Source organism: Devosia sp. Leaf420 (genome assembly GCF_001425445.1).
In the GTDB taxonomy this organism is placed as follows: Bacteria; Pseudomonadota; Alphaproteobacteria; order Rhizobiales; family Devosiaceae; genus Devosia.
Genome location: NZ_LMQU01000012.1, coordinates 461,115 through 485,830 on the forward strand (window position 1 = coordinate 461,115; position 24,716 = coordinate 485,830).

Here is a 24,716-nt window from a genome sequence, read left to right on the forward strand (position 1 = left end):
TTTCAGGCCACTCCGTTTCTAGCTCATAACAATTCCGCACCGGGCACTGCGTCACCCGGGACGCGGCACACAGGGACTACTCACCATGAACCGCCACACCCGCAAAATGCTGCTCAATGTGACCACTGCCGTTGCAGTGGGTGCAACAGCACTTGTCGTTTTCCTGCCTGCTGCGCAGGCTGCCCCAGGTACAGTGACGAGCAATGTCAATGTGCGGTCCGGTCCAGGCACCAATTACGCCGTCGTCGACACCGTGCGCCGCGGCCAGGCTGTCGATGTGCAGCAGTGCCAGGGTTCCTGGTGCTATATCGCCAAGCCGGGTCCGGATGGTTGGATTTCCGCCAGCTATCTCAGCGCTGATGGCGGCGCCGTGAACCCACAGCAGCCGGGCATTTCTTTCGGCTTCAACCTTGGCCCCAACGGCCCGAACGTCAATATCGGTGTCGGCAACCAGCAGCCGCCGCGTCCTCCGGTGACCCCGCCCGTCGTGCAGCCGCCGCGCCCGCAGCCGGTCAGCGATGACGTCTGCTTCTATGATGGCTCGCGCTATCGCGGCCCGAGCTTCTGCCTCGCACCGGGCGACAATATCCGTGACCTGCGGGAATGGACCGACCGTATCTCCTCGATCCAGAACGAAGGCGGTTACTCGGTTCAGGTCTGCTCGGAGCCGAACTATCGCAATTGCCGGACCTATACGACGAGCGCATCGAGCCTGAACGACTATGACGATTACGTCGCTTCGATCCGCATCCGCTAAATGAACCAACGGCGCCCTAAACACAGGGCGCCGTTTTTCTATTGGGAATTGGCTGGGCACAGGCGAATAGGCTAGTGTCCGGCCAAACAGTATTGGTGGACAGAATCGATGAAGCGACTGCTTGGGTTAGGACTGGCTGTGTTGATGGGTCTGGCGAGCTTTACGCCTGCCTCCGCTTTTTCCGACACCGGATCGCATGGCTGGGCGCTGGTCGACCTTTCCCTCTCCAATGGTCCCGGCGCGGCCTATGGTCCAGCCGGCAGCATTGCTGAAAATTCCGCCATCCGCGTCCTGCGCTGCCAGGTGAACTGGTGCCTCGTCGATAGCGGCCCGGAGCGCGGCTGGACGAGCCGTCAGTCTGTCGGCTTTGGCAAGACGCCGGAAGGCCCGTTGTTTTCAATTCAGCCCAATTACCCTGCCGGTGGGCCAGGGAGCGTCTGCTTCTATGAGGGGCGGAATTTCTCGGGTGCGTCGCTGTGTGCGGGTCCGGGGCAGGTCTTCACCGATCTCAAGCTCTATGGCCATGATAACCGGTTCAGCTCGGTCGAGATCACCGGTGACGTGTCGGTTGCGGCCTGCCGGGATCGTGGCTTTCAGTCCTATTGCGAGCGGATCATCGAGAGCCAGCCGGTCATGGACCAATATCTCGTGCGCAATCTGTCCTCGATCCGCGTCTACTAAAGCTGTCGTTCGCGCAAAAAAAAGGCCGGCTGAGCCGGCCTGAGGACTTTGGAGAAAAGCCGCGCAGAGGGCAACTCGCGGCAGGCACTGATCAGCGTTTTTTGGGCGCTGACCAATTGGTGACGCGCCGACGGGGCGGCACGGAAGCAGGAATGCGGTTGCGCCAGACATAACGGCTGACTTCGAACATCATAGTCAAAACCAGAATGGTCAGCGGGACCATGAAGACGGCAACCTGCGCATCGGGTTGAGCCGCAAGATCTGCCGCCAAAGCGGGCGTTACACCGGCGAGGAGGGCGCCGGAGAGGCCGAGCGCAACAGCGAAACCTGATGCAATTGCGACCTTGATCTTGAGGCTCTTACGACCGCGAGACGGAGTAGTTTGCATGGGATAGGCGTCTCATCAGTGAAGATGCAGAAGCTAACCATGCAAATGGGGTTCGAGTGTGACCGGTCGCCATGATGGCTTGACCATTTTCTGTCCGAAATGCGGCAGCGATTTCGCGTGCGGTGGGCAGTTGCCGGACGTGGCGGCTTTGCTTATTCATGCCGGCATTGACCGGAGGCAGACATGGCTTTTCTTTCCGACGCACTGGGACGCGTCGCCACATCGGCGACCATGGCGATCACCCAGAAGGCCCGCGTGTTGGCGCAGGAAGGGCGGGACATCATCGCGCTTTCCGCAGGAGAGCCGGATTTCGACACGCCAGAGCATGTGCGCGACGCGGCCAAGAAGGCCATGGACGAGGGCAAGACGCGCTACACCAATGTCGATGGCATTATCGAACTGAAGGAAGCAGTGGCGCGCAAGTTCAAGCGCGACAATGGGCTCGACGTGACGGCGGCGGATTGCTTCGTATCCTCGGGCGGCAAGCAGATCATTTTCAACGCGCTGATGGCGACGCTGAATCCGGGTGATGAGGTGGTCCTTCCCGTGCCCTATTGGGTGAGCTATCCGGAGATCGTGCGGCTCTGCGGGGCCGAACCGGTGTTCGCCATGGCGGATGCTTCGACGGGATTCAAGCTGTCGCCGGAAGCGCTTGAGGCGGCGATTACGCCGCAGACCAAGTGGCTGATCCTCAATACGCCGTCGAATCCGACCGGCGCGGCGTACTCGGCCGCGGAATTGCGCGGGTTGGCGGATGTGCTTTTGCGGCATCCGCAAGTGCATATTCTCACCGACGATATCTATGAAGTGCTGGTTTACGACGGCGGCAGCTTTGCGACGCTGGCTCAGGTGGAGCCAAAGCTGCAGGAGCGCACGCTGACGATGAATGGCGTGTCGAAGTCGCATGCCATGACGGGCTGGCGCATCGGCTATTGCACCGGGCCGCGGCCGCTGTTGGCGGCGATGACGAAGTTGCAGGGACAATCGACGTCGAACCCGACCTCGATCTCGCAATGGGCGGCGGTGGCGGCGCTCGACGGGCCGCAGGACTTTTTGGCGGATTGGCGACGGGTGTTCCAGGAGCGTCGCGACCTGGTGGTCAAGGGGCTCAATGCCAATACCGGGCTCGACTGCCTGACGCCCGAGGGCGCATTCTACGTGTTCCCGTCGTGCAAGCGGCTCTTGGGCAGGACTACGGCCGGTGGGGCCAAGCTTGAGACTGACGAGGATTTCGTGATGGCGCTGCTCGAGGAAACCGGGGTGGCGCTGGTGCATGGCACGGCGTTTGGCCTGCCGGGGCATTTCCGACTGAGCTATGCGGCGAGCAATGCGGAGCTGGAAGAGGCGATCAAGCGCATCCAGCAGTTCTGCGCGGGAATTTCCTGAGCGTGGCGGTTGCCGTAACGCTGCTGTTCGATCCGGTTGCCACCGCCTCGGTGCGGGAAATCTGGCATCGGATGGCGGAACTGGGGATCAGTTCGAGCATGCTCGATCTGCACTACCCGCCGCATCTGACGCTGATCGTGGTCGAGGATGAGGGGCTGGCGGGGCAGCTTGATCGCGCCTTGCCGGATCTGGCGCAAGATGCGCGGCTCAATTTGACGCTTGGGCCGCCGGGGCGGTTTGTAGACACCGATGTCGTGTGGCTCGGCGTCGATGGTGCCGGATTGCGCGAGCTACAGGCCAAGGCGGCGACTTTGGTGGGTGATGCTGCCATTGCGCCGCACTATCGACCCGACGGCTGGGTGCCGCATGTGACGCTGCAGACGGCGGGGCATGCGGATGCGGCGCTTGAGCTGGCGCATACGATGTGGCCAGCCCAACAGGCAGCGGAAGTGCGCACGATCGAGCTGGTGGGTTTTAGCCCGATCGTGACGCTCAAGCGTCTCGGGGTTTAACCGAGGAGGCCCGCAAGGCTAAAGCCTGGCGTGGACTTGCTGGAACTGCCGCTGCTGGCGCCCAGCTGGTTGAACATTTCCATGAGCTTGTTGGACGACGAATAATTAGCAACGGCCGCTTCATAGAGCTTGTCGGACCAGCCGGCGGCCTGGCGTTCCTCAGCGCTGAGCGAGGAGAATGCCGAGATGACATTCTGGCTGAAGGCGGTGGGGTCGGACGATTTGGACGCGGACTTGAGGCCCGCCATCAGTACTGCGCTCGATTTGGTGCGCAGCTCGGACTTTGCGGCCGCAACTTCTTGGGACGAGAACTGGCCTTCCTTGTCGAGCACGATGGACGAGAGCGTGCGGCTCGATAGATCGGACAAATCGATAAGGGCGCCAGTGCCGTTTGGCTTCAAAGTCGGGACCTTGCCAGCGGCGGTGGCATCGGCATAGCGCTTGTCGATGGTGGTGCGGGCGTTGGTAGCAAGGCTGGCCATGGACTGGTCGAGCGCGCCGCGGGTTTCGAGCAACTTGATATAGGTTGCGACGGGATCATTCTCGCCAGCTTGAGGCAAGGTTTTGGAATCGGTCTGGAGCTGCTTGAGGCCTTCGGTAACTGAGGCGCGCGAGGCCTGCCAATCGGCACTGACTTTTTCCTCGGGGCCCAGAGCGTCGAGGAAGGTCGCCGCGGCATTGTAGAGGCCGGTGTAATTGCCGGTTACCTTCGCAATGGATAGCGGGCCTGCGAGCGCCGCTTCCATGCGACGCTGCATTTCGAGCTTGGCGGCGTCGTTTTGGTCGGCGGCAAAACTCTTGTCGCTCGCCATCGCATAAAGCTCGCGAGAATCAAGGCTCGACATATCCAGCGCGAGTTCGCCGTTTTGGAGCGGCGATTTACGGCCGGCGGCTTCGAGCAATTCGGTCAGCTTGGTGCGCGCATCGGCGAGGACTGCGGCGAAGGAGCGCTCGGAGAGGGCTGCTTTCGCGGCGTCTGACAGTGTGATGGAGGTGGCGGAGGATGATGTGGCAGTTGCCGCGGCAGTCGTCTTCGTTTTGGCGCTGGCGGTTGTCGTCGTTGCGGCGGAGGCGCTGCCCGACGATGTCGCGGTCGAATAGGCGGTGTAATAGGAATTGGTGATAGCGACCATTGCAGCGTTCTCCTTGCTGCTAATGGTTAAGCAAACCTTGTGCCGTTTAATTTACGTGTGAAATCAATAGGGTGGCACTGTGCAATTTGGCCGGGCGGCATGTTTTGCCGAGTGCGCTGAGCAAATTGTATCGAGGGAGGGGGAGAAATAAAGAGGCCCCACCCGAGGGGATGGGTGGGGCCAGGGGTCTTCGGCAGAGCCGCTGACCTTGGAGGGGTGGTACACCACGTACACCACCTTCAAGACCGACTATCTGACTTTGTCGGTTTGACGACAAACGCTCAATAAGAAGAGCTGCCATGCAGAATCGCTACAGCAAAAAAAGGGGCTCCAACCGAAGTTGGAGCCCGATGATAGGGCCGAAGCCAAATCGCAAGTGTTGGCCCGATGCAAGGGAGGAGGATTTGCACCAAACCGGTGGGCCATAACCGAGGGAGGAGGATACGGTTACAACCCGGTGTCGGGCGTCGCGGGTCCTTGGGAGGAGGATAAGGAGCGGCGTCGCATCGACAAGACCGAATATAGATTTTGACCGTTTGGTCAGCAATACGAGTTCCAACATGTCAGCTATGCAATAGGCACAGCGACATTCTGTCCAAAATTTGAGCAGCTTGTATGGAAGGGGTGTGGCGGAGGCGATGGAAGAGGTGGGGTCTGGCCAAGGCCGCTAGCTCCTTGAGCGGGTGTTTCCGCCTCCGGCGCACTCCGCTCACCGTGCTTCCCTCAGGCTTGACCCGAGGGGCACTCCGCTAGGCACTGATGTTCGTGGCTTCCGCGTGGGCCTTCGGGTCAAGCCCGAGGGAAGTTCGGTGGGTGGAAGAGTTGAGTGCCGGAAGGGACAAAGGGGAGTTGGCCCCGGACTGTACGGAGAGTGTTCGTGCTGGGTGACATCTCAGTATGGGCCCGGCTTTCGCCGGGGTGACAATTGAGTTCGAGATGGGAACGGTAGGAGGAGGCTAGCGCCAGCGAGGTGGCTGGCATGTCTAAATGCATTTGGGCAAAAAAAGAGGCTCCAACCGAAGTTGGAGCCTGATGACTGGGCCGAAGCCAAATCGAAAGTGGGGCAGAGGCAAGGGAGGAGGATATGCCATCTGCCGTGAGCCTTGGGTCTAGGGAGGAGGAAAAGACCCTTAGCTCGGTGTCGCGATACGGGGTCCGAGGGAGGAGGAGTTCGGAGCGCGTCTCAGCGACACGACCTATATGTACTCTACTGACTTAGTCGGCAATACGGCCACTGACATGTCAGCCATGCATTTTTGCAAGGCTGCTGAAAAAATTGCAAACGCGTGCATTCGGCAAAAGCACAAGCGCCACGTTATCAAATCAGAAGGGGCGGAAAGAAAAAGGCTTCGCCCGAGGGGAGAGCGAAGCCTTAGAGGGTCGGGCCGAAGCCCGAAGGAGGGAACGCAGCGCGTTGCAAGGGAGGAGGAGAAACATCCGCGCTGTGATGTGCTCGATATATGAGCGCCTTGCCCATTCGCCAACCAGGGTACTGACATGTCAGGCATGCGATATGCGCATGTCTCGCCGAATTTCCGAGTTGAATCAACGACAAAGGCTCAATCTGCGGCGTGCTGACGCAGCCTAATTTATGGGCTGATCGACGAAGGATGCTGCCAACGAAGTGCGCAGCGCGTCACCGGTGTCGTATTCGATATCGTCCAGAACCCAGCCTTTGTCGGTTTTTATGAGATTGAGACGGTCGGAATAGTTGGCGGCGGAATCGCTGGTAAAGCTGTAGTTGATCTCGACCTTTGCAGTGTCTGCATTGCTCTCGATTGCACCGACGTCGCAACCATCGGCATAGTCCTGCCAACTGCGCCAGGGGAGGCCATCGCCCAGAGGCGGTTTTTCGTCTGGCGCTGCTGCTTGCAGTGCATCGCTCTTGGCCCAGGCGTCGACGACGATGATGGACAGGGCTGGAGACAGTGCGTCTTCGATCGGCGACATATCGCCATCAAGACTCGCGCGGCAAAAGGCATCGCCGAAGTCAGCGGGGGTAGTAGATGCTGCCATGGCTGTTGCAGTGGTCAGCAACAGTCCTATGGCGGTGAGAACAAGACGCAGCATGATTGAACTCCGCTTGGCGTGGCGGCGCTAAACCTAGCGCATTTGCTCGAAGGCGGCGATGGCGGCGTGCAACTCGCCGAGGTGCGGAATGCGGGCGTAGCGCGCTTCATCTGCCGGTTCATCGGCGTGTTCATAGGACCAGGTCAGGTCATGCGGAACGTAGACGGCGAAAGCGCCAGCTTCGAGAGCGGGAAGAATATCGGAGCGGAGCGAATTGCCGACCATGACGGTGTGCTCGGGGCCATCGGTATGGGAATCGAAAATGCGCGCATAGGTCTTCGCATCCTTATTGGCGACGATTTCGATGGCAGAGAAGACGTCAGCCAGACCGGAAGCGGCGAGCTTACGCTCCTGATCGAAGAGATCGCCCTTGGTCACAAGGATCAGGCGGTAGTTCTGCTGCAGATCGGCCAAGGCGGCATCGACATAGGGCAGGGTCTCAATGGGGTAGGTCAGCAGTTCGCGGCCGGCGGCGAGGAGCTCGGCGATCACCGTAGCGGGGACGCGGTGTTCGGTGATTTCAAGCGCGGTCTCGATCATCGAGAGCGTAAAGCCCTTCATGCCGAAGCCATAGAACTGCAGGTTTTTGGCGCTCGAGGCGAGGAGGCGCTCACTGAGATTAGGCGCGTCGGTATAATCCTTGAGAAGATCGATGAAGCGCTGTTCGGTGAGGCGGATGAACTGCTCGTTTTGCCAGAGCGTGTCGTCGGCATCGAGGGCAATCGTGGTGATGCGGGGTGGGTTCATTTTGCGTCTGGAAAGCCTTCAATGCGGTCGGTCCACGAGCCGGGCCGAGGGCTAAAGGTGAGGTTATGAACAATGCCGAGAATGGCGCTTTCGTCGATCGGGCCGAAGAAGCGGCTATCGACGGCGTTGTCTCGATTATCGCTGAGGACGAAGTATTGGCCCTCGCCGACCGTTTGCGCTTGCGTGTTGTCGAAATGCGCGTCAGTCGCCGTGCTGATGATGACGTGGCTGGAACCGTCGGGGAGCGCTTCGCGATAAAAGGCGCATTTCTTCGCGGGAGGTCTGAGGTCTGGGCAGCCGGCCTCGATCGGCGTGACGAGTTGGGTGTGTGCGAGGGGCGTCCGGTCAAGAAAGACGATGCCGCCGATGACGGTGACTGTGTCGCCGGGAACGCCGATGATGCGGCTGACATGCACTTCAGTGCCCATCAAGAAGACGATGATATCGCCGCGCTGCTTGTCGGCCGCGTAGGGGACGGCAAGGAAGGTATCGCCCTCGCCGAGGGTGGGCATCATCGAGGACCAGGGGACGGTATAGAAGGGCGCGGCGAGGGCCGGGGTCGCAAGGGTGCAGAGGGCGATCGTCAGGGCAAGACTGTGGCGCATTGCTGGGTCACCATTTTAGCGCAACGTGGTCGGGGTCAGCTTTCCGAGATGGGGTCGAGACAGGTGCCCGAGGTCCACTTGAGTCTCTCGGGATGGGCCTCGGCCTTCGCCGGGGTGACGGTCAGGGGGTTAAATGCCCGTTGTCATAACCGCCAATGCAGTAGCCATCATGCCCTTTGATCTCAAATCGCTCCATTCGGGCGATTTGCCGTTTGGGACGATTAGAAGCTCCACTCTCTCGCCTTCGAGACCAAAAAGTCGCGGAAGACGCCGACGCGCTTGGAGTTTTTGAGGGCGGGTGGGTAGACGAAATAGGCTTCGTAGGCCGGGAGTTCGACTTCGGGAAGCACCTGGACGAGGCCGTCTTCCTTCTCGGTCACATAGGCCGGGAGCATGGCGAGGCCGATGCCGGCGCGGCAGGCTTGCATCATTCCGTAGATGGCATTGACCTTGAGGGAGGCGCGGCGCGGGCTCGATTCCGAGCGGCCCATGCGCTCGAGGAAGTTGATGTCGCCGAGATAAGACGGGACAGGCTCGCCGAAGCTGATGATGCGGTGATTGTCGAGATCGTCCAGCGAGCGCGGCATGCCGTGTTCGTCGATGTATGAATTGCTGGCGTAGAAGTAATTGTGGACCGTGAACAGCTTGCGCTGGATCATTTCCGACTGATTGGGGCGGTGGAGGCGGATGGCCACGTCGGCCTCGCGCATGGCGAGATCGAGTTCGGAGTCGTTGAGACGGATTTCGAGCTGGATCAGCGGATAGAGTTTCAAAAACTCATCAAGCCGCGAGGAGAGCCAGGTGGAGCCGATGCCGACTGTCGTGGTGACGATCAAGGGGCCGGTGGGCTCGTCCTGGCTTTCGGACATCTGCGTTTCCACCTGCTGCAGTTCCCAATGCATGCGATGGGCGGTGCGGAAGAGTTGCTCGCCGACTTCGGTGAGCACCAGGCCGCGCGCGTGGCGAATGAAGAGTTTCAGGCCGAGATCGTCTTCAAGCGCTGAAATCTGCCGGCTGACGGCCGACTGGCTCATGCCAAGCTTTTCAGCGGCATGGGTGAAACTGCCCGACTCGGCGGCCGTGTGGAAAATCCGAAGCTTGTCCCAATCGAGCATTTTCATGACGCTTTCTCGTTAACGGTCAGCCGGTGAGCTGCAGCAGACCCGGCTTAGCCAAAAGTCGGGCATTCATTATGACGGTCGTGTCTTTTTCACAGAACATACTGACGCAGCCTACTCAGCCGCTTCGGCAAGTTCGTGTTCGGCAAGAAAGCGTTCCGCGTCGAGCGCGGCCATGCAGCCCATGCCGGCGGCAGTGACGGCCTGACGATAGACATCGTCTGTCACGTCGCCGGCGGCAAAGACGCCCGGAATGTTGGTTTCGGTGCTGCCGGGTTTGACCTGCAGGTAGCCGCCCGGCTTCATGTCGAGCTTGCCGGCAAAGATGGCGGTGGCAGGCGCGTGACCGATGGCGACGAAGACACCGTCGATGGGCTGCTCATAGACGCGGCCGGTGGCGTTGTCCTTGAGGGTGACCGCATTGACCGATGGCGGCATGGGCGTGCCGTTGACCTCGGCGATCTCGTGGTGCCAGCGCACCTCGATCTTGGGGTTCTTGAAGAGGCGTTCCTGAAGGATGCGTTCGGCGCGGAATTCGCCGCGGCGATGCACCATGATCACCTTCTCGGCGAAATTGGTGAGGAAGAGGGCTTCTTCGACAGCCGTGTTGCCGCCGCCGACAACGAGCACCTGCTTGCCACGATAGAAGAAGCCATCGCAGGTGGCGCAGGCAGAGACGCCAAAGCCCTGGAACTTCTGCTCGGACGGCAGGCCCAGCCACTTGGCCTGGGCGCCGGTGGAGATGATGATGCTGTCGGCGGTGTAGGTATCGCCGCTATCGCCGGTGAGGACGAAGGGGCGGCGGTCGAAATCGACATGGTTGATGATGTCGTTGACCATCTTGGTGCCGACATGCTCGGCTTGTGCCTTCATCTGGTCCATGAGCCAGGGGCCCTGGATGACGTCGGCGAAGCCGGGATAGTTTTCGACATCGGTGGTGATGGTCAGCTGGCCGCCCGGTTGAAGGCCCTGGATCATCACCGGCTCGAGCATGGCGCGCGCAGCGTAAATCGCGGCGGTATAGCCGGCAGGACCGGAGCCGATGATGATGACTTTCGCGTGCATCGCGACGCCTCTCAAATAAAAAAGGAAAACTCCCTCAGGGCCTAATTAAGAGCCGATGAGGTTCGGTTTCAAGGCACTATGACGACGGGCCCCGTTCGGGGCCCGTGAAAGTGCTGGAAAGACACAGTATATTGGGCCTCAGCCCGCAAAAACCGCGTCAGACGTACTTGATCTTGACGATCTCATAGCTACGCGAGCCGCCTGGCGCCGCAACCTCGAACGAATCGCCCTCGGATTTGCCGATCATGGCGCGGGCGATGGGCGAGGAAATTGAGATGCGGCCGGCCGAGGCATCGGCTTCCGGGTCGCCGACGACCTGGTAGGTCTTCTCCTCTTCGGTGTCCTCATCGACATAGGTCACGGTCGCGCCGAACTTGACGGACGAGCCCGAAAGCTTGCTAACATCGATGATGTCGGCGAGCGCGAGCAGCGTTTCGAGCTCCTTGATGCGGCCCTCGTTGAGGCTCTGCTGTTCCTTGGCCGCCGAATATTCGGCGTTTTCAGAAAGGTCCCCGTGAGCGCGGGCTTCAGCGATGGCGTCGATGATGCGACGGCGCTCGTTGCTGGTGCGGTGCTCGAACTCTGCAGTCAGGGCCTTGTGTCCCTGGACGGTCATCGGGACCTTATCCATATCGTCTCGCCTCCAATGGGCTTCAGGCAAATGAATCCGGCGCGCCCTGACGATTCCATATGGAAACGCCACCGCGCGCCTTGATCAGGTTGTAGGTTGGGTCCGACCAGTGCGATCGCGACCCTGCATGATGTCTCCCGCCAAACGCCGTTCGGCCAAAGCTTCACGATAAGTTTTGAGGGAGATGAGGCCAACTTGCCCGCGCGACGCGTTGCGGTCAAGCCAGTGTGTGTAGTGAGATATTCGCTTTATGCCACTGTTCAAGGGCACATTCCGCAAAACACCAGAAAGGCTATGCCTCATGCGACATTCCCTGCCAGTTCTGCCGCTTGTTACCCTCTCCCTGATGCTTTCGGTCGCATCGAACGCACAGGCACAGACTGTGGACAGCAGCGCCGGATCGCTCACTGCGACGGTGGTGGTCGATGGCTTGGAGCATCCGTGGGGATTGGCCTTCCTGCCTGATGGGCGGTTTCTCGTGACCGAGCGAAGCGGGCAATTGCTGGTCCTCGACGATGCCGGTGGGCGGATCACCGTCGATGGAGTGCCCGAAGTCGTGGCGCGCGGGCAGGGCGGCTTGCTTGATGTCGTTCTGGCACCTGACTTCGAGACGAGCGGCAGACTGTTCATGACCTACTCAGAGCCTGCGGAATCAGCAGGTTTGCAGCGGGGAACGGGGACGGCTGTGTTGGCGGCCAATCTTGTCTTGGAGGATGGCGCAGCGCGGTTGGGGGATCAGTCAGTGATCTTCCGCATGAACAACTTTGACAATTCGACACGGCATTTCGGTTCGCGCATCGCCATCGGGCAGGACGGCAACCTCTTCGTTACGCTTGGCGACCGCGGAACGATGGACCGGGCGCAGGATGCTGAGGATCTTGCGGGTGGCGTGGTGCGGATCGGGCCCGAAGGGTCGGTGCCGGCGGACAATCCCCAGCCGGAAGGTTGGGCGCCCGAATTCTGGAGCATCGGTCATCGTAATCCGCAGGGCGCGACGATCAGGCCATCGGACGGTGCACTCTTTACCGTGGAGCACGGGGCGCGCGGCGGGGATGAGGTCAACATGCCCACGGCGGGCGACAATTTCGGCTGGCCGATCATCACCTATGGTGTCGACTATTCGGGCCTGTCCATCGGCGAGGGAACCGAGAAGGAGGGGCTGGAGCAGCCGATCCACTATTGGGATCCATCCATTTCCCCGTCGGGCCTCGACTTCTATGAAGGCACGCTTTTGGCTGATTGGGAGGGTGACTTGCTACTTGGCGGCTTAAGCGGGCAGGTATTGGTGCGGCTCGATATGGATGGCGATGCCGTGGTGGGCGAAGAGCGGCTGTTCGAAGGACAACTCGGGCGCATCCGTGATGTGCGTGTGGCCGGAGATGGCGCGATTTATCTGCTGACCGACGCTGAAAACGGCAGGCTGATCCGCGTGGCGCCCGACGGGCAATAGGCTTTCATCAACCCAAAACAAAAGCGCGCCCGCATGCGGACGCGCTCCATCGATTGGACGAACCTTGGCTTAGCTGGCCACTAGATTGTCGGCGGCAGACTTGCCCGTCCGCTTGTCCTTGACGATTTCGTAGGTGATCTTCTGGCCTTCATCCAGGCCATTCAGGCCTGAACGCTGGACGGCGGAAATGTGGACGAAAACGTCCGCTCCACCTTCATCCGGCTGGATGAAGCCAAACCCTTTTTGGCCATTAAACCACTTAACGGTGCCCGTTGCCATGATGCGCGTTCCCTCGTGCAGTCGCTGCAATATGACCCCAATCGATGCACCCGACCGGGATCTAGACGATATCGAATGTTCGGAAAGTGACGTCAGCATTAGCGAATGGCATTCGCGTCGTTAAATCAGTCGGCCGCAATATTCGATCCGTTCACCCTAGCGTGAAACAAACCTTGCGACAATATGTGGTTTTTCCAACAAGTATGGCCCAGCAGAATTGAATTTCTGCCAGGCTGCAATCGATATCAATGGCGCAACGCTCCGGTTTCAGCGGAGCAATCCAGGACGTCAGGGAGGCTGGCGCGCCTGGAGAGGTTGAGGAGGGCTCCCCAAACTGGGCGTGTTGTAGCCTAGAGCCGTGCCGATAGAAAGCCTCGACGCAAGCAATCACGACTATGTTGCGCGCATTTATCTTGCCAAGACCCGGCTTTTCCGGCACACCCCGCGCGCCGCGCAAGGTTGGCGGTTTTCTCGAAAGTTCCTCGTCTTGACCAAGGCGTTTTACTCCTCCGGCGATGTCATTGCCGACCGACGGGCGGACTATGCCCGCATGCTGGCCGAAGGTGGCGACTACGCCGCGGCGGCCGAACTGATGGGGCAGGCGCTGGAACTGGCGCCGGAATGGGCGGCCGGCTGGGACCTGCTCGGGACCTATAGCGAGAAAACCGGCGATGTTTCCGGCGCGATTTCTGCCTGGCGTCGGCTCGAAGCGCTCGATGACGAAGGTGTCTTCGGCGCGCGGCTGAAGCTCGCAGCTCATGACGCGGGCGCGGCGGGTGAGGGCACGGCGACGAGCTATGTCGAAGCGCTTTTCGACCAATATGCGCCGCAGTTCGAAGACGCACTGGTCGGCAAGCTGGGCTACCGGGTGCCGGAAATTCTCGACGCCATGGTGGTCGAGGAAATGGCGCGTCTGGGGATCGCCCGTTTTTCCAAGGCGGTTGACCTTGGTTGCGGCACGGGCCTGATGGGCGAGCGGCTGCGGCAGAAGGTCGATTTCCTCGAAGGCGTCGACATTTCTGCAGCGATGATTGCCGAAACAGCGCGCAAGGGAATTTATGACAGCCTGCAGAAGGCCGAGCTGGTGGCCGCGCTGAACACGCGACGCGCCGAGGCCGACCTGATGACCGCGGCGGATGTTTTTATCTATTGCGGTGCGCTGCAGCCTGTCTTGGCGGCTCTGGTGCCGGCGCTGAAGCCCGGCGGGCTCGTGGCCTTTTCGCTCGAGGCGCATGATGGGGAGGAAGCGCTCTTCCTCCGCCCAAGCCTGCGCTATGCGCATGGCGTTGCCGCGACGCGCGATGCGCTGGTGGTGGCGGGCCTCGATATCCTGCGGTTTGAGACCGCGGTCTTGCGGATGGACCGGGGAGCGCCGATTACGGGCATCCTGGTCGTGGCGCAGAAGCCGATGATCGAATTGACCGCGGCCAATGACGGCGAATCCGGCGACCACGTCGCCGCCTAGCCAAATCTCTCCCGCCTTGGCACAAGGGGAGCGTCCGACTGGAGGCTCCCATGAATAGCATTCGCCACGATTTTCGCTCCGACACAGTGACAAGGCCAAGCCAGGGCATGCGCGCCGCCATGGCTGCGGCCGAAGTGGGCGACGACGTTTTTGGCGATGATCCGACGGTCAATCTGCTCGAGCAGAAAATGGCGGGTCTCTTGAACAAGGAGGCCGCTATTTTCGTGCCTTCGGGGACGATGTCCAATCTTCTCGCCCTCATGAGCCATTGTGGGCGTGGCGAGGAGTTTATCGCTGGACAGAATGCCCATCTCTACAAATATGAGGCGGGCGGCGCTGCCGTGCTCGGCTCGATCCAGCCGCAGCCGATTGCGCATCGGGCCGACGGCACGATGAACCCGAAGGAAATCGAGGCAGCGATCAAGGCGCCGGGCGATAGCCATTTTGCTGTTACGCGCGTCATTGCACTCGAGAACACCTTTGGGGGCCGTGTACTTCCCGTCGACTATATGCACGAAGTCGCTGGCATTGCGCGCAAGCACGGGCTTGGGCTGCATCTCGATGGCGCGCGGGCGTTCAATGCCGTGACGCAGTTGGGCTTGGGGATCGCCGAGTTTTCGGCGCCGTTCGATACGGTTTCCATCTGCCTTTCCAAAGGGTTGGGGGCGCCGGTTGGATCGGTCCTCGTTGGGCGCAAAGATCTGATCGACACGGCACGGCGGCACCGGAAAATGCTGGGCGGGGGTATGCGGCAGGCAGGGATGCTGGCGGCGGCGGGGCTCTATGCGATCGAGAACAATGTGGTGCGCTTGGCCGAAGACCATCGCCGGGCAAAGCGGCTGGCCGAGGGGCTGGCAGGGCATAAGGCGCTAAAGTTGACGATGCCGGATACCAATATTCTCTGGGTGGAGGCGGAGCCCGAATTGGGCGATCGGCTTAGCCATTATCTTGGCGAGAATGGCGTCGGCATTACGGGGCGCTATGGACAGCAGCGTTGGGTGACGCATCTCGATGTCACCGATGAAGATATCGATGGCGCTTTGGCGCTGGTGGATCGGTTTTTCGCCTGATGGCAAACGGGTTTGGCGGCAACCAGTGGGTGCGGTCTGCCATTAGGGGAGCACGGAGGAGCTGCCCATGCTCAGGTCTGTTCTTGGCTATATCGGCGCGATCAAATGGTCCGTGCTGGCCTTCGTGCTGTTTTTGATCGGCGGTTTTGCAAGCCTCGGCATGCTGGGCATGGCGCTTTATGGCGTCGTGTTTCCGGTAGTCTCGATGTTTTATCCGCCGCTTGATGACTGGAACGGGCCCTGGGTCTGGCCGGTGCTGATCGCGGTGGGGCTGATCTGGCCGTTTAGCTTTCTCGTGGCGGGTCCCGTTGGCTATGCGCTCAAGCAGCGGGGCGTCGGGGATTGGCCGCGGCGACGGACCTATCTTGTCATTTTATGGATTGGCGCCGTTGTGAGCTGGCTGATCGTGCTCGCCACCAGTTTTCCGGGCTAGCCTTGGTTTTGCCGCGCGGGTCCTCAAAGCTGAGCGAAAGATAGGGAGTAGCAAAATGATGTTTCGTGCGACGACGATCATAGTAGCGGCTGGTCTGTTGATCGGGCCAGCCTTGGCACAGGACCAGGTTGTGATCGATTATAATGACGGCAATGCCCTCGATATTGCCGATACGGCGCAATGGAGTCCGATCGCAGAAAAGATCGGTGGCGGTGTCGAGGTGCTTGGTGAGGTGAAGGGGGCTTTCACCAAGGCCGGGGCGGACGAGATCGGCTATCTCGTGAGCAATGGATCGCCGGCTGCGGCCGATCCCTTCCCGAAGCTCGATCAGCGTCTCGTTGTGTTTGCTGGCGACGAACAGGTGGCCGATTGGGCATTGCCAGAGGATGCGGCGTTTTCACGGCCCGTGGTGGCGGTTGATCTCGATGGGGACGGGATCGATGAGCTCGTGGGCGAGGGGAGCTTTTACAATATGGGGACGATGGCGATCGGGCTCAGTGCGGTCAAGCTCGGCGACGCGCCCGAGGTGATCCAGACGCTGCCCGATGTCTATATCGATAGTTGCGATGCCAGTGTGGGGCAGCGGAGCATCGAGGCTAGCGTCGTCAGTGTTGTCGATGGGAAGCTGACGTCGCAGACGACGACTGAAGATTGTCCGGCGAAGTAACGTGCGCCTAGCTTTGCTAAGCCTTCGGGCCTAGAGTCGCTACCTCCCTCTATTTAGAGGGAGGCACGATTGTGGCTGGATTAGACCGCGAAATATTCCTGCAGGGCGCGGACCTGTAGGCTGCCTTGGCGGAGGGCAACTATGCCTTCTACGGCGGCGAGGGCGCCGTCGATGGTCGTGTAGTAGGGTATCTTCGCGTAGAGCGCCGTGCGGCGGATGTCGCGGCTGTCGGAGATCGACTTGAGGCCATCGGTCGTGTTGATCACCAGCTGCACGCCGCCATTTTTCATCGAGTCGACGATGTGCGGACGGCCTTCGAGGACCTTGTTGATCTTGGTCGCGGGCACATTGTTATCGACGAGATAGCGCTGGGTGCCGCCGGTCGCGAGGATTTCGAAGCCGGCTTCGACCAGATGGCGGGCCATATCGACGATGTATTGCTTGTCGTCATCGCGGACCGAGATGAAGGCCTTGCCTGAGGTTGGCACCTTCTGGCCGGCGCCCATCTGGGATTTCGCAAAGGCGATGGCAAAATTGTTGTCGAGGCCGATGACTTCGCCGGTCGACTTCATTTCAGGGCCGAGCACCGTATCGACGCCGGGGAAGCGGTTGAACGGGAAGACGGCTTCCTTGACGGCGATGTGCTTGAGCTTCTTCTCGGTGAGATTGAAGCTCGCAAGGCTTTCGCCGGCCATGACGCGCGAAGCGATCTTGGCGATGGGTTCGCCGATGACCTTGGCGACGAAGGGCACGGTGCGCGAGGCGCGTGGGTTCACTTCGATCAGGTAGATCGTGCCATCCTTATAGGCGTATTGGACGTTCATCAGGCCGCCGACCTTGAGCGCGAAGGCCAGTTCGCGGGTCTGGCGCTTGAGTTCCTCGATGACTTCGGGCGGGAGGCTGCGCGGGGGCAGGGAGCAAGCGGAATCGCCGGAGTGAATGCCGGCCTCTTCGATGTGCTCCATGATGCCGGCAACGAAGACGTCCTTGCCGTCGCAGAGGGCGTCGACGTCGATTTCGATGGCGCCGGAAAGGTAGGCATCGAACAGCAGCGGGTTGTCGGAGAGGACAGAGTTGATCTGCCCGGTCCGATCATTGGGGTAGCGCTGGAGGATATCGGGCGGCACGAGGCCGGTCAGGGTATCCTGAATGTAACGCTCGAACTCGTTCGCGCTGTGCACGATCGCCATGGCACGGCCGCCGAGGACATAGGACGGGCGGATGACCAGCGGATAGCCCAAGCGCTCGGCAACAAGGCGTGATTGTTCAAGGCTGTAGGCGATGCCGTTCTTGGGCTGAGTCAACTCGAGACGGTTGAGCAGCTTCATGAACAGATCGCGGTCTTCAGCGAGATCGATGGAGTCGGGCTGGGTGCCGAGGATCGGCACGCCGGCCTTCTGCACGGCCTCGGCGAGGTTGAGCGGGGTCTGGCCGCCGAACTGCACAATAACGCCATGGAGCGTGCCGTTCTGCTTTTCGCGCAGCAGGATTTCGATGACGTCTTCCTCGGTCAGCGGCTCGAAATAGAGGCGGTCGGAGGTGTCGTAGTCGGTCGAAACAGTTTCCGGATTGCAGTTGACCATGATGGTTTCGTACCCGGCATCGGCCAGCGCGAAGGCTGCATGGCAACAGCAATAATCGAACTCGATGCCTTGGCCGATGCGGTTGGGGCCGCCACCGAGGATGACGACCTTTTTACGGTCGGACGGCCGGGACTCGTCTTCGACCTTGCCGCCGAAGGGGGCTTCGTAGGTCGAGTACATGTAAGCGGTTGGTGACGCGAATTCGGCGGCGGACGTGTCGATGCGCTTATAGGCGGGACGCACTTCGAGGCTATGGCGCAGCTTGCGGACATCCGAGGTCTTGACGCCAGCGAGCTGGGCGAGACGCGAGTCCGAAAAGCCCATGGATTTGAGCTGGCGCAGGTTGGCGGCGTCCTGCGGGAGACCGAACTCCTTGACCTTGGCTTCCATGTCGACGATGCCGCGCATCTGTTCGAGGAACCACGGGTCGATCTTGCAGGCCTCAAAGATTTCTTCGTTGGAAAGGCCAAGGCGCATGGCTTCGGCGACGTGGAGGAGGCGGTTTGGCGTCGGGGTGCCGAGGGCGGCCTTGATGGCGTTCTTGTCTTCGCCTTCGCCGAGGCCGGGAATGCCGATCTCGTTGAGACCGGTGAGGCCGGTTTCGAGCGAGCGCAGGGCCTTCTGGAGCGATTCCTGGAAGGTGCGGCCGATGGCCATGGCTTCGCCGACCGACTTCATCGAGGTGGTCAGGCGATTATCGGCACCCGGGAATTTTTCGAAAGCGAAGCGCGGGATCTTGGTGACGACATAGTCGATGGTCGGCTCGAACGAGGCCGGGGTGGCGCCGCCGGTGATGTCGTTTTCCAATTCGTCGAGCGTGTAGCCGACGGCGAGGCGGGCGGCGACCTTGGCGATCGGGAAGCCGGTGGCCTTCGATGCAAGAGCGGACGAGCGCGAGACGCGCGGGTTCATTTCGATGACGACCATGCGGCCGTCGGCAGGGTTGATGCCGAACTGAACGTTGGAACCGCCGGTTTCAACACCGATCTCGCGCAGAACCGCCAGCGAGGCGTCGCGCATGATCTGGTATTCCTTGTCGGTCAGGGTCAGGGCCGGGGCGACGGTGATGCTGTCGCCGGTGTGGACGCCCATGGGATCGATGTTCTCGATCGAGCAGATGATGATGCAGTTGTCCTTTTTATCGCGGACAACCTCCATCTCGTATTCCTTCCAGCCGAGGACGGATTCTTCGACGAGGACTTCGTTGGTGGGAGAGGCGTCGACGCCACTCTCGACGATGGCGAGATATTCTTCGCGGTTGTAGGCGATGCCGCCGCCGGTGCCGCCAAGGGTGAAGCTCGGGCGGATGATGCAGGGGAGGCCGATGACCTCAAGCGCCTGCAGGGCTTCGATGGTGTTGTGGGCGAGCATGGAGCGCGGGGTTTCGAGCCCGATCTTCTTCATGGCATCGCGGAAGAGTTCGCGGTCTTCGGCCTTGTCGATGGCTTCGGCAGTCGCGCCGATCATTTCAACGCCGAACTTTTCGAGGACGCCCATCTTGCGCAGCGACAGGGCGCAATTCAGCGCCGTCTGGCCGCCCATGGTGGGGAGGAGCGCGTCGGGGCGTTCCTTCTCGATGATCTTGGCGACCACTTCGGGGGTAATCGGCTCCATATAGGTCGCGTGGGCCAGATCCGGATCGGTCATGATCGTCGCGGGATTGGAGTTTACCAGAATGATCCGGTAGCCCTCTTCCTTCAGCGCCTTGCAGGCCTGAGTGCCGGAATAGTCGAACTCGCATGCCTGCCCAATGATGATGGGGCCCGCGCCGATGATCAGGATCGATTTGATGTCGGTACGTTTTGGCATGGCGCTCGCTCTCTAACAATTTGGAAGCGGGCGAGGGGAGGAATCGCCCGGACACACCTGTCCGCGCGAAACCCGCACGGCAACTGAGCGCTGCAACGCGGGGAAGAAGACCGAACATGGTGGTTAGGTGGGCTGTCTAACCGAAGAGTCGCGGGAAGGGAAGGGGCCGAGTGCTTTGCGGTGCGTTTGTCCATGGCTCTCCGCGTGCGGCGTGGAGAATGGATACTGCGGGACGATTGGAGAGCGCAGTGAAACTGCGTGTTGCGGTCTACTTCGGCAGCGAGTCGAGAATTCTATGTGCAGGATTTGCACGACCACCGAGATTAGCTTCTGTCATCCTTGCCTAATCTTTGCCCAAGAATGACCCAAGAGTGGTCCAATACCTGCCTTGTTAGGCGCCTCACATGGGCGTGATCAAAAGTCGATCATTCATTGTATGAGGTAGATATGAAGAACTTGCGATTTGCTGCTCTGGCAGTTGTCACGGCTATGGCTCTTGCGGCTTGTGGTGGGGATGCTCCGCCGCCTGCAGATGCACCGTCGAACACCACGACCACTCCAGCACCTGCGACTACGCCAGCAACGCCTCCGGCCACGACGCCGGCGACACCGCCAGCTTCCCAGTAAGCGGCCTCCCATTTGCCCCGGCTTCGGCCGGGGCTTTTGCTTTTTTAGGCTGCTGTCGCCATTTTCTGGCTGTGAAGGGCGGCAAGAACGGCATCGAGGCTGTAGGGCTTGGGCACGAAGGTGGCGCCCAAAGGCAGATCGGTTGCTGTCGGGATAACGCCGCCTGAGACGACCACGATCGGCAGGCCAGGTCGCGCCTGCGCGGCGAGCCGGGCGAGAGCCAGACCATCCGGTCCAAGCCCGAGTTCTATATCGGTGATCATTGCGGTGATCGTATCATCGACCAGACGCGCGGCAGTTGCAGCGGTCGTCGCCGATACCGGGGTGTAACCCATCTCCTCAAGCTGATCGCACAGATCAAGCAGAAGCAGTGGACTGTCTTCGACTACCAGGATCTTGGAAAGATTCGACATCGGCTTCCCCTCTCGCACAGACATAAAGGGAAGCCCGTGGAAAGCTGAACGTTGCATGCGGTGATAGCATGGCTGTCAGTATGGTTAGGATTTTACTAAAATTGTATCGAATTGAACTTGCGGCTCTACTTAGAGCTGCGATCGATAGAGTGCGACGCGAATGCCGCCATGGAGCACCGGGGCCAAGGCCGGCTCGAATTTGAGGCCGGTCGCCTGGGCGAGGGACTTGTCGGCGGTGATGATGCCGACGCGCCAGCCAGCAAAGCGTGTTTTGAGCACTTTGCCAAGGGTGCGGTGGAGGCTGACGAGCGGGGCTTTGTCGCCAATGCGCGTGCCATAGGGCGGGTTGAGGATCACGAGACCAGGCGGACCGGGCGGTGGCTCCAGTTCTTCGATGGATTTTTGCTCGAAGCGGGTGATGGCGTCGACGCCGGAGCGCGTGGCGTTTTCGTTCGCCATGCGAATGGCGCCAGCGTCGCGGTCCGAGCCGTGGAAGAGAACGGACGGCGTGATGCCAGGGGTGTGGGGGCGCAGTGCGGCGAAGGCCTTGGTGTCGAAGGAGGGGAGGCTTTCGAAGGCGAAGCTGCGTTGGCGGCCGGGGATGAGGCCAGAGGCGATTTCGGCGGCTTCGATGACGAAGGTACCGGAGCCGCACATGGGGTCGAGCACGGGCTCGATGCCATCAAAACCGCATTGGCGGAGGAACATGGCCGCCATGGTTTCGCGCATGGGGGCTTTGTTGACCGCTTCCTTGAAACCGCGCTTGTGGAGCGACTCGCCGGTCGTGTCGATGCTGAGGGTGACGAGGTCGTCTTCGATGCGGACCATGACGCGGAGGGCGGCGTCCTCAGTGATCGGTGCGCCGAACTCTTCGGTAATGGCGATGGCGACACGTTGGGCGGCGGCGCCTGCGTGGTAGATGCGCGAGCGCTTGCAGCTGGCTTCGACGCGGAGGGGAACGTTGCGGCTGAGAAAATCACCCCAGGGGATTTTTCGCGAGCGTTTGTCGAGTTGAGCCAAGTGCATAGCGCGGAATTCAGCGAAGCGCGCAAGGATGCGGGTGGGGCCGCGGAGGACGAGATTGGCGCGCCAGACGTCGGCCCAGGTACCCTCGAAGGTGACGCCGCCATCGGTGACGCGCGACGAGGGGAAGCCATTTTCGAGCGCCTCTTCGCAAAGAGGCGCTTCAAGGCCGGGGGTCGAAACGAGATAGATGGGGAAGCTGGCGGTCATCCGTCTGACCTAGCTTGCCCATCCCTTGGCTGCAATGGGCTCAGTTGTTGATCGAGAAGATGCCCCACTGCGTATCCGCGCAGGAGTCATCGAGGCAGACATTAGTGATCCACATGGCGCCGTTCGCGAGACCGACGCCTTCGCTGGTGACGATCAGATCATCGACATCCTGAGACGCGACGCCGTCGATCGTTTCCTGGGTGACGAGGGTATCGAAGTTGTCCTCGAAATCCTGCTGGCTGAGAATATCGTAGGTTTCGCCATTGGCATTGATGGTCAGCGGATAGATGGCGAAGGCAGCAAAATCGACCGGATTATAGGTGGATGCCTGCTGAACGTCCGAGAAAAGCTCGAAAAATCCGTCGGCATTGCCGTGAATATTCTCGATGTCGGCATAGACCTGCTCTTCGCTGGCAAAGGCTGGGCTGGAAATAAGCAGGGCGAGAGCCGCGATGGCGAGGCGCATAAACTGTTCTCCGGGACCTATATCGGCTAGGTGCGGCAGATTTGCTTCAAATCACGGCGACTACAAGACGGGCGGCAAAATATACCGCCCGTTAAGCGTAGACCGCCATTATGGCCCTGTCGGAGATGGCAGGCCTGGTCTGCTCCCCCCGCGAGTTTCAGTATTGCGTCAGGTCGGGTTCGATGCGTCTCATTATCGGTGTTATCTTTGTCTTTGCCTGCGTTCTCGGCGGCTATGCCGCAATGGGCGGGCACGTCGAAGTTCTCTGGCAGCCCTTCGAATTCGTCATCATTCTGGGTGCCGCGATCGGCGCCTACATCATCGGCAATAGTGGCCGGGTGCTGAAGTCGACCATCGGCATTTTCGGCACGCTGTTCAAAGGGCCGCGCTACAACAAGGCGGCCTACGTAGAATTGCTTGGCCTGCAGTTCAGCCTTTACAAGCTGATCCAGGCCAAGGGTGTGCTGGCGATCGAACCGCATATCGAAAATCCGCACGATTCCGAGCTGTTCAACCGCTTCCCGACCTTTGCCAAGAACCACCACGCGGTGGAATTCATGTGCGACTATCTGCGCATGGTGACCATGGGCACGAACAATGCCCATGAAATGGAAGCGCTGATGGACGAGGAACTCGAAACCCATCACCAGGAGCAGGAACAGCTCGTCGGCGCCATGCAGGCCCTGGCTGACGGTACGCCGGCTCTTGGCATCGTGGCCGCCGTGCTTGGCGTTATCAAGACTATGGGCGCCATCACCGAGCCGCCGGAAGTTCTCGGCCACCTCATCGGCGGCGCTCTCGTCGGTACCTTCTTCGGCGTGTTCGTCGCTTACGGTTTCTTTGGCCCGATGGCGCAGTCGCTGCGCGGCATCTTCGAAGCTGAATCCAAGTATTTCCTCTCGATGAAGGTCGGCCTTCTCGCCCATATCAGCGGCCAGCCGCCTGTTATGGCGGTGGAATTTGCCCGCAAAGCTCTGATGAGCGATGTGCGCCCGACCTTCAACGAGGTCGAAGAGGCTACTGCGGCCCTCCCGGCTGCGACCTGATCTGATTTTTTCGAGTAACGTGCCGCCCCGAGGGGCGGCGCAGTAGTTTTCTGCGGGGCGGCCATGGCCAATTTCGAACAGCCAATCATCATCAAGAAGGTCAAGAAGGGTGGCCACGGCCACCATGGCGGGGCGTGGAAGATCGCCTATGCCGACTTCGTGACGGCCATGATGGCCTTCTTCCTCCTCATGTGGCTCATCAACATGACGACGGCAGAGCAAAAGCAGGGTCTCGCCGACTACTTCTCGCCACCATCGATCAGCCTTTCCTCCAGCGGGGCAGGCGGGGTCATGGGCGGGCAGGCGATGGACAACGAAGGCGCGAGCATGTCCGGCTCGGCTTCCGACATCACGGCCAAGGAGCCGGCATCGCCCTCTGACGCCACCACGGGTGAAGCCGAGAAGGCTGTGGGCGGGCAGGCCAAAGAGAATGGTAGCGAATTGCAGGCGACGAGCGATTCTGAATTCAATCTCAAATCGGTGGATTCGCAGGAATTCCACTCGGCTGCGGCGAGCATTCGCCAGGCCTGGCAGTCTATGCCTGAGCTGACCCCGTTCATGGACAATCTGATGATCGAAGAGACCGAAGATGGTCTCGATATCCAGATCGTCGACCAGCAGGGCCGTCGCATGTTCCCCGAGGGTTCGAAATATCCGCTGGAAACGACGCGCGCAGCGATCGCTGCAATGGCGCCCTATCTGCAGCAGCTCAATGCGCAGATGTCGATATCGGGATATACGGCCGCTGGTGGGCGCTATGAAAATCCGCGCTATGGCGCCTGGGAGCTTTCGGCTGATCGCGCCAATGTCGTGCGGTCGACGTTGGGTGAATTTGGGCTGAGCGATGATCGCATCAAGTCGGTGTCCGGCCGGGCGACGGATGAACCCTTCTTCCCGAACGATCCCTATATGGCGGCCAATGAGCGCGTGAAGATCACTGTGATCAAGACAGCGCCGCCAGTACCGATGAGCCTCAAGCCATAGGACTGTGGCGTCTCTATTTTCCTGAGCCTTTTGCGGCTCAGGAACGATAACATGCTGGAACGCCGCGCAGTGCGCGGCGTTCTTCTTTGCAGAGTTCT

General features: G+C 60.5%; 24 protein-coding genes. 11 read left to right on the top strand and 13 right to left on the bottom strand.

Annotation, left to right across the window (positions count from 1 at the left end; all coding sequences use genetic code 11):
* Positions 1 to 85: 85 nt before the first annotated feature.
* Entirely contained in the window at positions 86 to 757 is a 672-nt protein-coding gene (locus ASG47_RS15570) for an SH3 domain-containing protein (protein WP_061910634.1), read from the top strand.
* A 108-nt stretch (positions 758 to 865) separates the two neighbouring features.
* Positions 866 to 1,438 carry an SH3 domain-containing protein gene (locus tag ASG47_RS15575; RefSeq protein WP_156464133.1) on the top strand — a complete coding sequence of 191 codons (573 nt, stop codon included), beginning with the start codon at positions 866 to 868 and terminating at the stop codon, positions 1,436 to 1,438.
* A gap of 91 nt (positions 1,439 to 1,529) precedes the next feature.
* On the opposite strand, the gene ASG47_RS15580 is transcribed toward ASG47_RS15575, so the two are convergent.
* Positions 1,530 to 1,826, bottom strand: coding sequence for a hypothetical protein (locus tag ASG47_RS15580; RefSeq protein WP_061910638.1), 297 nt, complete (start codon positions 1,824 to 1,826; stop codon positions 1,530 to 1,532).
* Between the two features lie 183 nt (positions 1,827 to 2,009).
* On the opposite strand from ASG47_RS15580, the gene ASG47_RS15585 reads away from it, so the two are divergent.
* Both ASG47_RS15585 and ASG47_RS15590 read left to right on the top strand, forming a co-directional pair.
* Entirely contained in the window at positions 2,010 to 3,212 is a 1,203-nt protein-coding gene (locus tag ASG47_RS15585) for a pyridoxal phosphate-dependent aminotransferase (protein WP_061910640.1), read from the top strand.
* A 2-nt stretch (positions 3,213 to 3,214) separates the two neighbouring features.
* The gene (locus ASG47_RS15590) at positions 3,215 to 3,724 is read left to right on the top strand and encodes a 2'-5' RNA ligase family protein (RefSeq protein WP_061910642.1); all 510 of its coding nucleotides are present in this window, start codon (positions 3,215 to 3,217) and stop codon (positions 3,722 to 3,724) included.
* Here ASG47_RS15590 and ASG47_RS15595 read toward each other — a convergent pair.
* The 7 genes from ASG47_RS15595 to greA form a co-directional block, all read right to left on the bottom strand.
* Entirely contained in the window at positions 3,721 to 4,857 is a 1,137-nt protein-coding gene (locus ASG47_RS15595) for a hypothetical protein (RefSeq protein ID WP_061910644.1), read from the bottom strand. The genes ASG47_RS15590 and ASG47_RS15595 overlap by 4 nt on opposite strands.
* Positions 4,858 to 6,441: 1,584 nt before the next feature.
* Positions 6,442 to 6,927 carry a hypothetical protein gene (locus ASG47_RS15600; protein WP_156464134.1) on the bottom strand — a complete coding sequence of 162 codons (486 nt, stop codon included), beginning with the start codon at positions 6,925 to 6,927 and terminating at the stop codon, positions 6,442 to 6,444.
* A 33-nt stretch (positions 6,928 to 6,960) separates the two neighbouring features.
* Positions 6,961 to 7,674 (bottom strand): HAD family hydrolase, encoded by a 714-nt coding sequence (locus ASG47_RS15605; RefSeq protein ID WP_061910648.1) that lies wholly within the window; start codon positions 7,672 to 7,674, stop codon positions 6,961 to 6,963.
* Complete coding sequence (lepB, locus tag ASG47_RS15610; protein WP_061910651.1) at positions 7,671 to 8,279, bottom strand: signal peptidase I; 609 nt, start codon at positions 8,277 to 8,279, stop codon at positions 7,671 to 7,673. Before lepB ends, ASG47_RS15605 begins: the two co-directional genes overlap by 4 nt.
* 221 nt (positions 8,280 to 8,500) lie before the next feature.
* On the bottom strand, positions 8,501 to 9,400 hold the full coding sequence (locus ASG47_RS15615) for a LysR family transcriptional regulator (protein WP_061910653.1): 900 nt from the start codon (positions 9,398 to 9,400) through the stop codon (positions 8,501 to 8,503).
* A 111-nt stretch (positions 9,401 to 9,511) separates the two neighbouring features.
* Positions 9,512 to 10,462, bottom strand: a complete 951-nt coding sequence (gene trxB, locus ASG47_RS15620) for a thioredoxin-disulfide reductase (protein ID WP_061910655.1) — start codon at positions 10,460 to 10,462, stop codon at positions 9,512 to 9,514.
* 157 nt (positions 10,463 to 10,619) lie between these two features.
* Complete coding sequence (gene greA / locus ASG47_RS15625; RefSeq protein WP_061910657.1) at positions 10,620 to 11,093, bottom strand: transcription elongation factor GreA; 474 nt, start codon at positions 11,091 to 11,093, stop codon at positions 10,620 to 10,622.
* 301 nt (positions 11,094 to 11,394) lie between these two features.
* Between greA and ASG47_RS15630 the strand changes: the two genes are divergently transcribed.
* Entirely contained in the window at positions 11,395 to 12,543 is a 1,149-nt protein-coding gene (locus tag ASG47_RS15630; protein ID WP_061910659.1) for a PQQ-dependent sugar dehydrogenase, read from the top strand.
* Positions 12,544 to 12,612: 69 nt separating this feature from the next.
* On the opposite strand, the gene ASG47_RS15635 is transcribed toward ASG47_RS15630, so the two are convergent.
* Positions 12,613 to 12,822: a cold-shock protein gene (locus ASG47_RS15635; protein WP_061910660.1), complete on the bottom strand. Its 210-nt coding sequence runs from the start codon at positions 12,820 to 12,822 to the stop codon at positions 12,613 to 12,615.
* Between the two features lie 487 nt (positions 12,823 to 13,309).
* Here ASG47_RS15635 and ASG47_RS15640 point away from each other — a divergent pair, with 487 nt between their 5' ends.
* From ASG47_RS15640 to ASG47_RS15655, 4 genes are all read left to right on the top strand, one after another.
* The gene (locus ASG47_RS15640; protein WP_061910833.1) at positions 13,310 to 14,287 is read left to right on the top strand and encodes a methyltransferase; all 978 of its coding nucleotides are present in this window, start codon (positions 13,310 to 13,312) and stop codon (positions 14,285 to 14,287) included.
* Positions 14,288 to 14,337: 50 nt separating this feature from the next.
* Positions 14,338 to 15,357, top strand: coding sequence for a low-specificity L-threonine aldolase (ltaE, locus tag ASG47_RS15645; RefSeq protein ID WP_061910662.1), 1,020 nt, complete (start codon positions 14,338 to 14,340; stop codon positions 15,355 to 15,357).
* Positions 15,358 to 15,424: 67 nt separating this feature from the next.
* Positions 15,425 to 15,790 (top strand): hypothetical protein, encoded by a 366-nt coding sequence (locus ASG47_RS15650; protein WP_061910664.1) that lies wholly within the window; start codon positions 15,425 to 15,427, stop codon positions 15,788 to 15,790.
* Positions 15,791 to 15,845: 55 nt separating this feature from the next.
* Positions 15,846 to 16,457, top strand: coding sequence for a hypothetical protein (locus ASG47_RS15655; RefSeq protein ID WP_156464135.1), 612 nt, complete (start codon positions 15,846 to 15,848; stop codon positions 16,455 to 16,457).
* A gap of 80 nt (positions 16,458 to 16,537) precedes the next feature.
* On the opposite strand, the gene carB is transcribed toward ASG47_RS15655, so the two are convergent.
* From carB to ASG47_RS15675, 4 genes are all read right to left on the bottom strand, one after another.
* The gene (gene carB / locus ASG47_RS15660) at positions 16,538 to 19,849 is read right to left on the bottom strand and encodes a carbamoyl-phosphate synthase large subunit (protein WP_061910668.1); all 3,312 of its coding nucleotides are present in this window, start codon (positions 19,847 to 19,849) and stop codon (positions 16,538 to 16,540) included.
* A gap of 671 nt (positions 19,850 to 20,520) precedes the next feature.
* On the bottom strand, positions 20,521 to 20,889 hold the full coding sequence (locus ASG47_RS15665; RefSeq protein ID WP_061910671.1) for a response regulator: 369 nt from the start codon (positions 20,887 to 20,889) through the stop codon (positions 20,521 to 20,523).
* A 129-nt stretch (positions 20,890 to 21,018) separates the two neighbouring features.
* Complete coding sequence (locus ASG47_RS15670; RefSeq protein ID WP_061910673.1) at positions 21,019 to 22,122, bottom strand: THUMP domain-containing class I SAM-dependent RNA methyltransferase; 1,104 nt, start codon at positions 22,120 to 22,122, stop codon at positions 21,019 to 21,021.
* A 40-nt stretch (positions 22,123 to 22,162) separates the two neighbouring features.
* Positions 22,163 to 22,588: a hypothetical protein gene (locus ASG47_RS15675; RefSeq protein ID WP_061910675.1), complete on the bottom strand. Its 426-nt coding sequence runs from the start codon at positions 22,586 to 22,588 to the stop codon at positions 22,163 to 22,165.
* A gap of 182 nt (positions 22,589 to 22,770) precedes the next feature.
* Between ASG47_RS15675 and motA the strand changes: the two genes are divergently transcribed.
* Together motA and ASG47_RS15685 are read left to right on the top strand one after the other, a co-directional pair.
* Positions 22,771 to 23,634 (top strand): flagellar motor stator protein MotA, encoded by an 864-nt coding sequence (gene motA / locus ASG47_RS15680; protein WP_061910835.1) that lies wholly within the window; start codon positions 22,771 to 22,773, stop codon positions 23,632 to 23,634.
* Positions 23,635 to 23,697: 63 nt separating this feature from the next.
* Positions 23,698 to 24,618, top strand: a complete 921-nt coding sequence (locus ASG47_RS15685) for a flagellar motor protein MotB (RefSeq protein ID WP_061910677.1) — start codon at positions 23,698 to 23,700, stop codon at positions 24,616 to 24,618.
* The last annotated feature ends 98 nt before the right edge of the window (positions 24,619 to 24,716 follow it).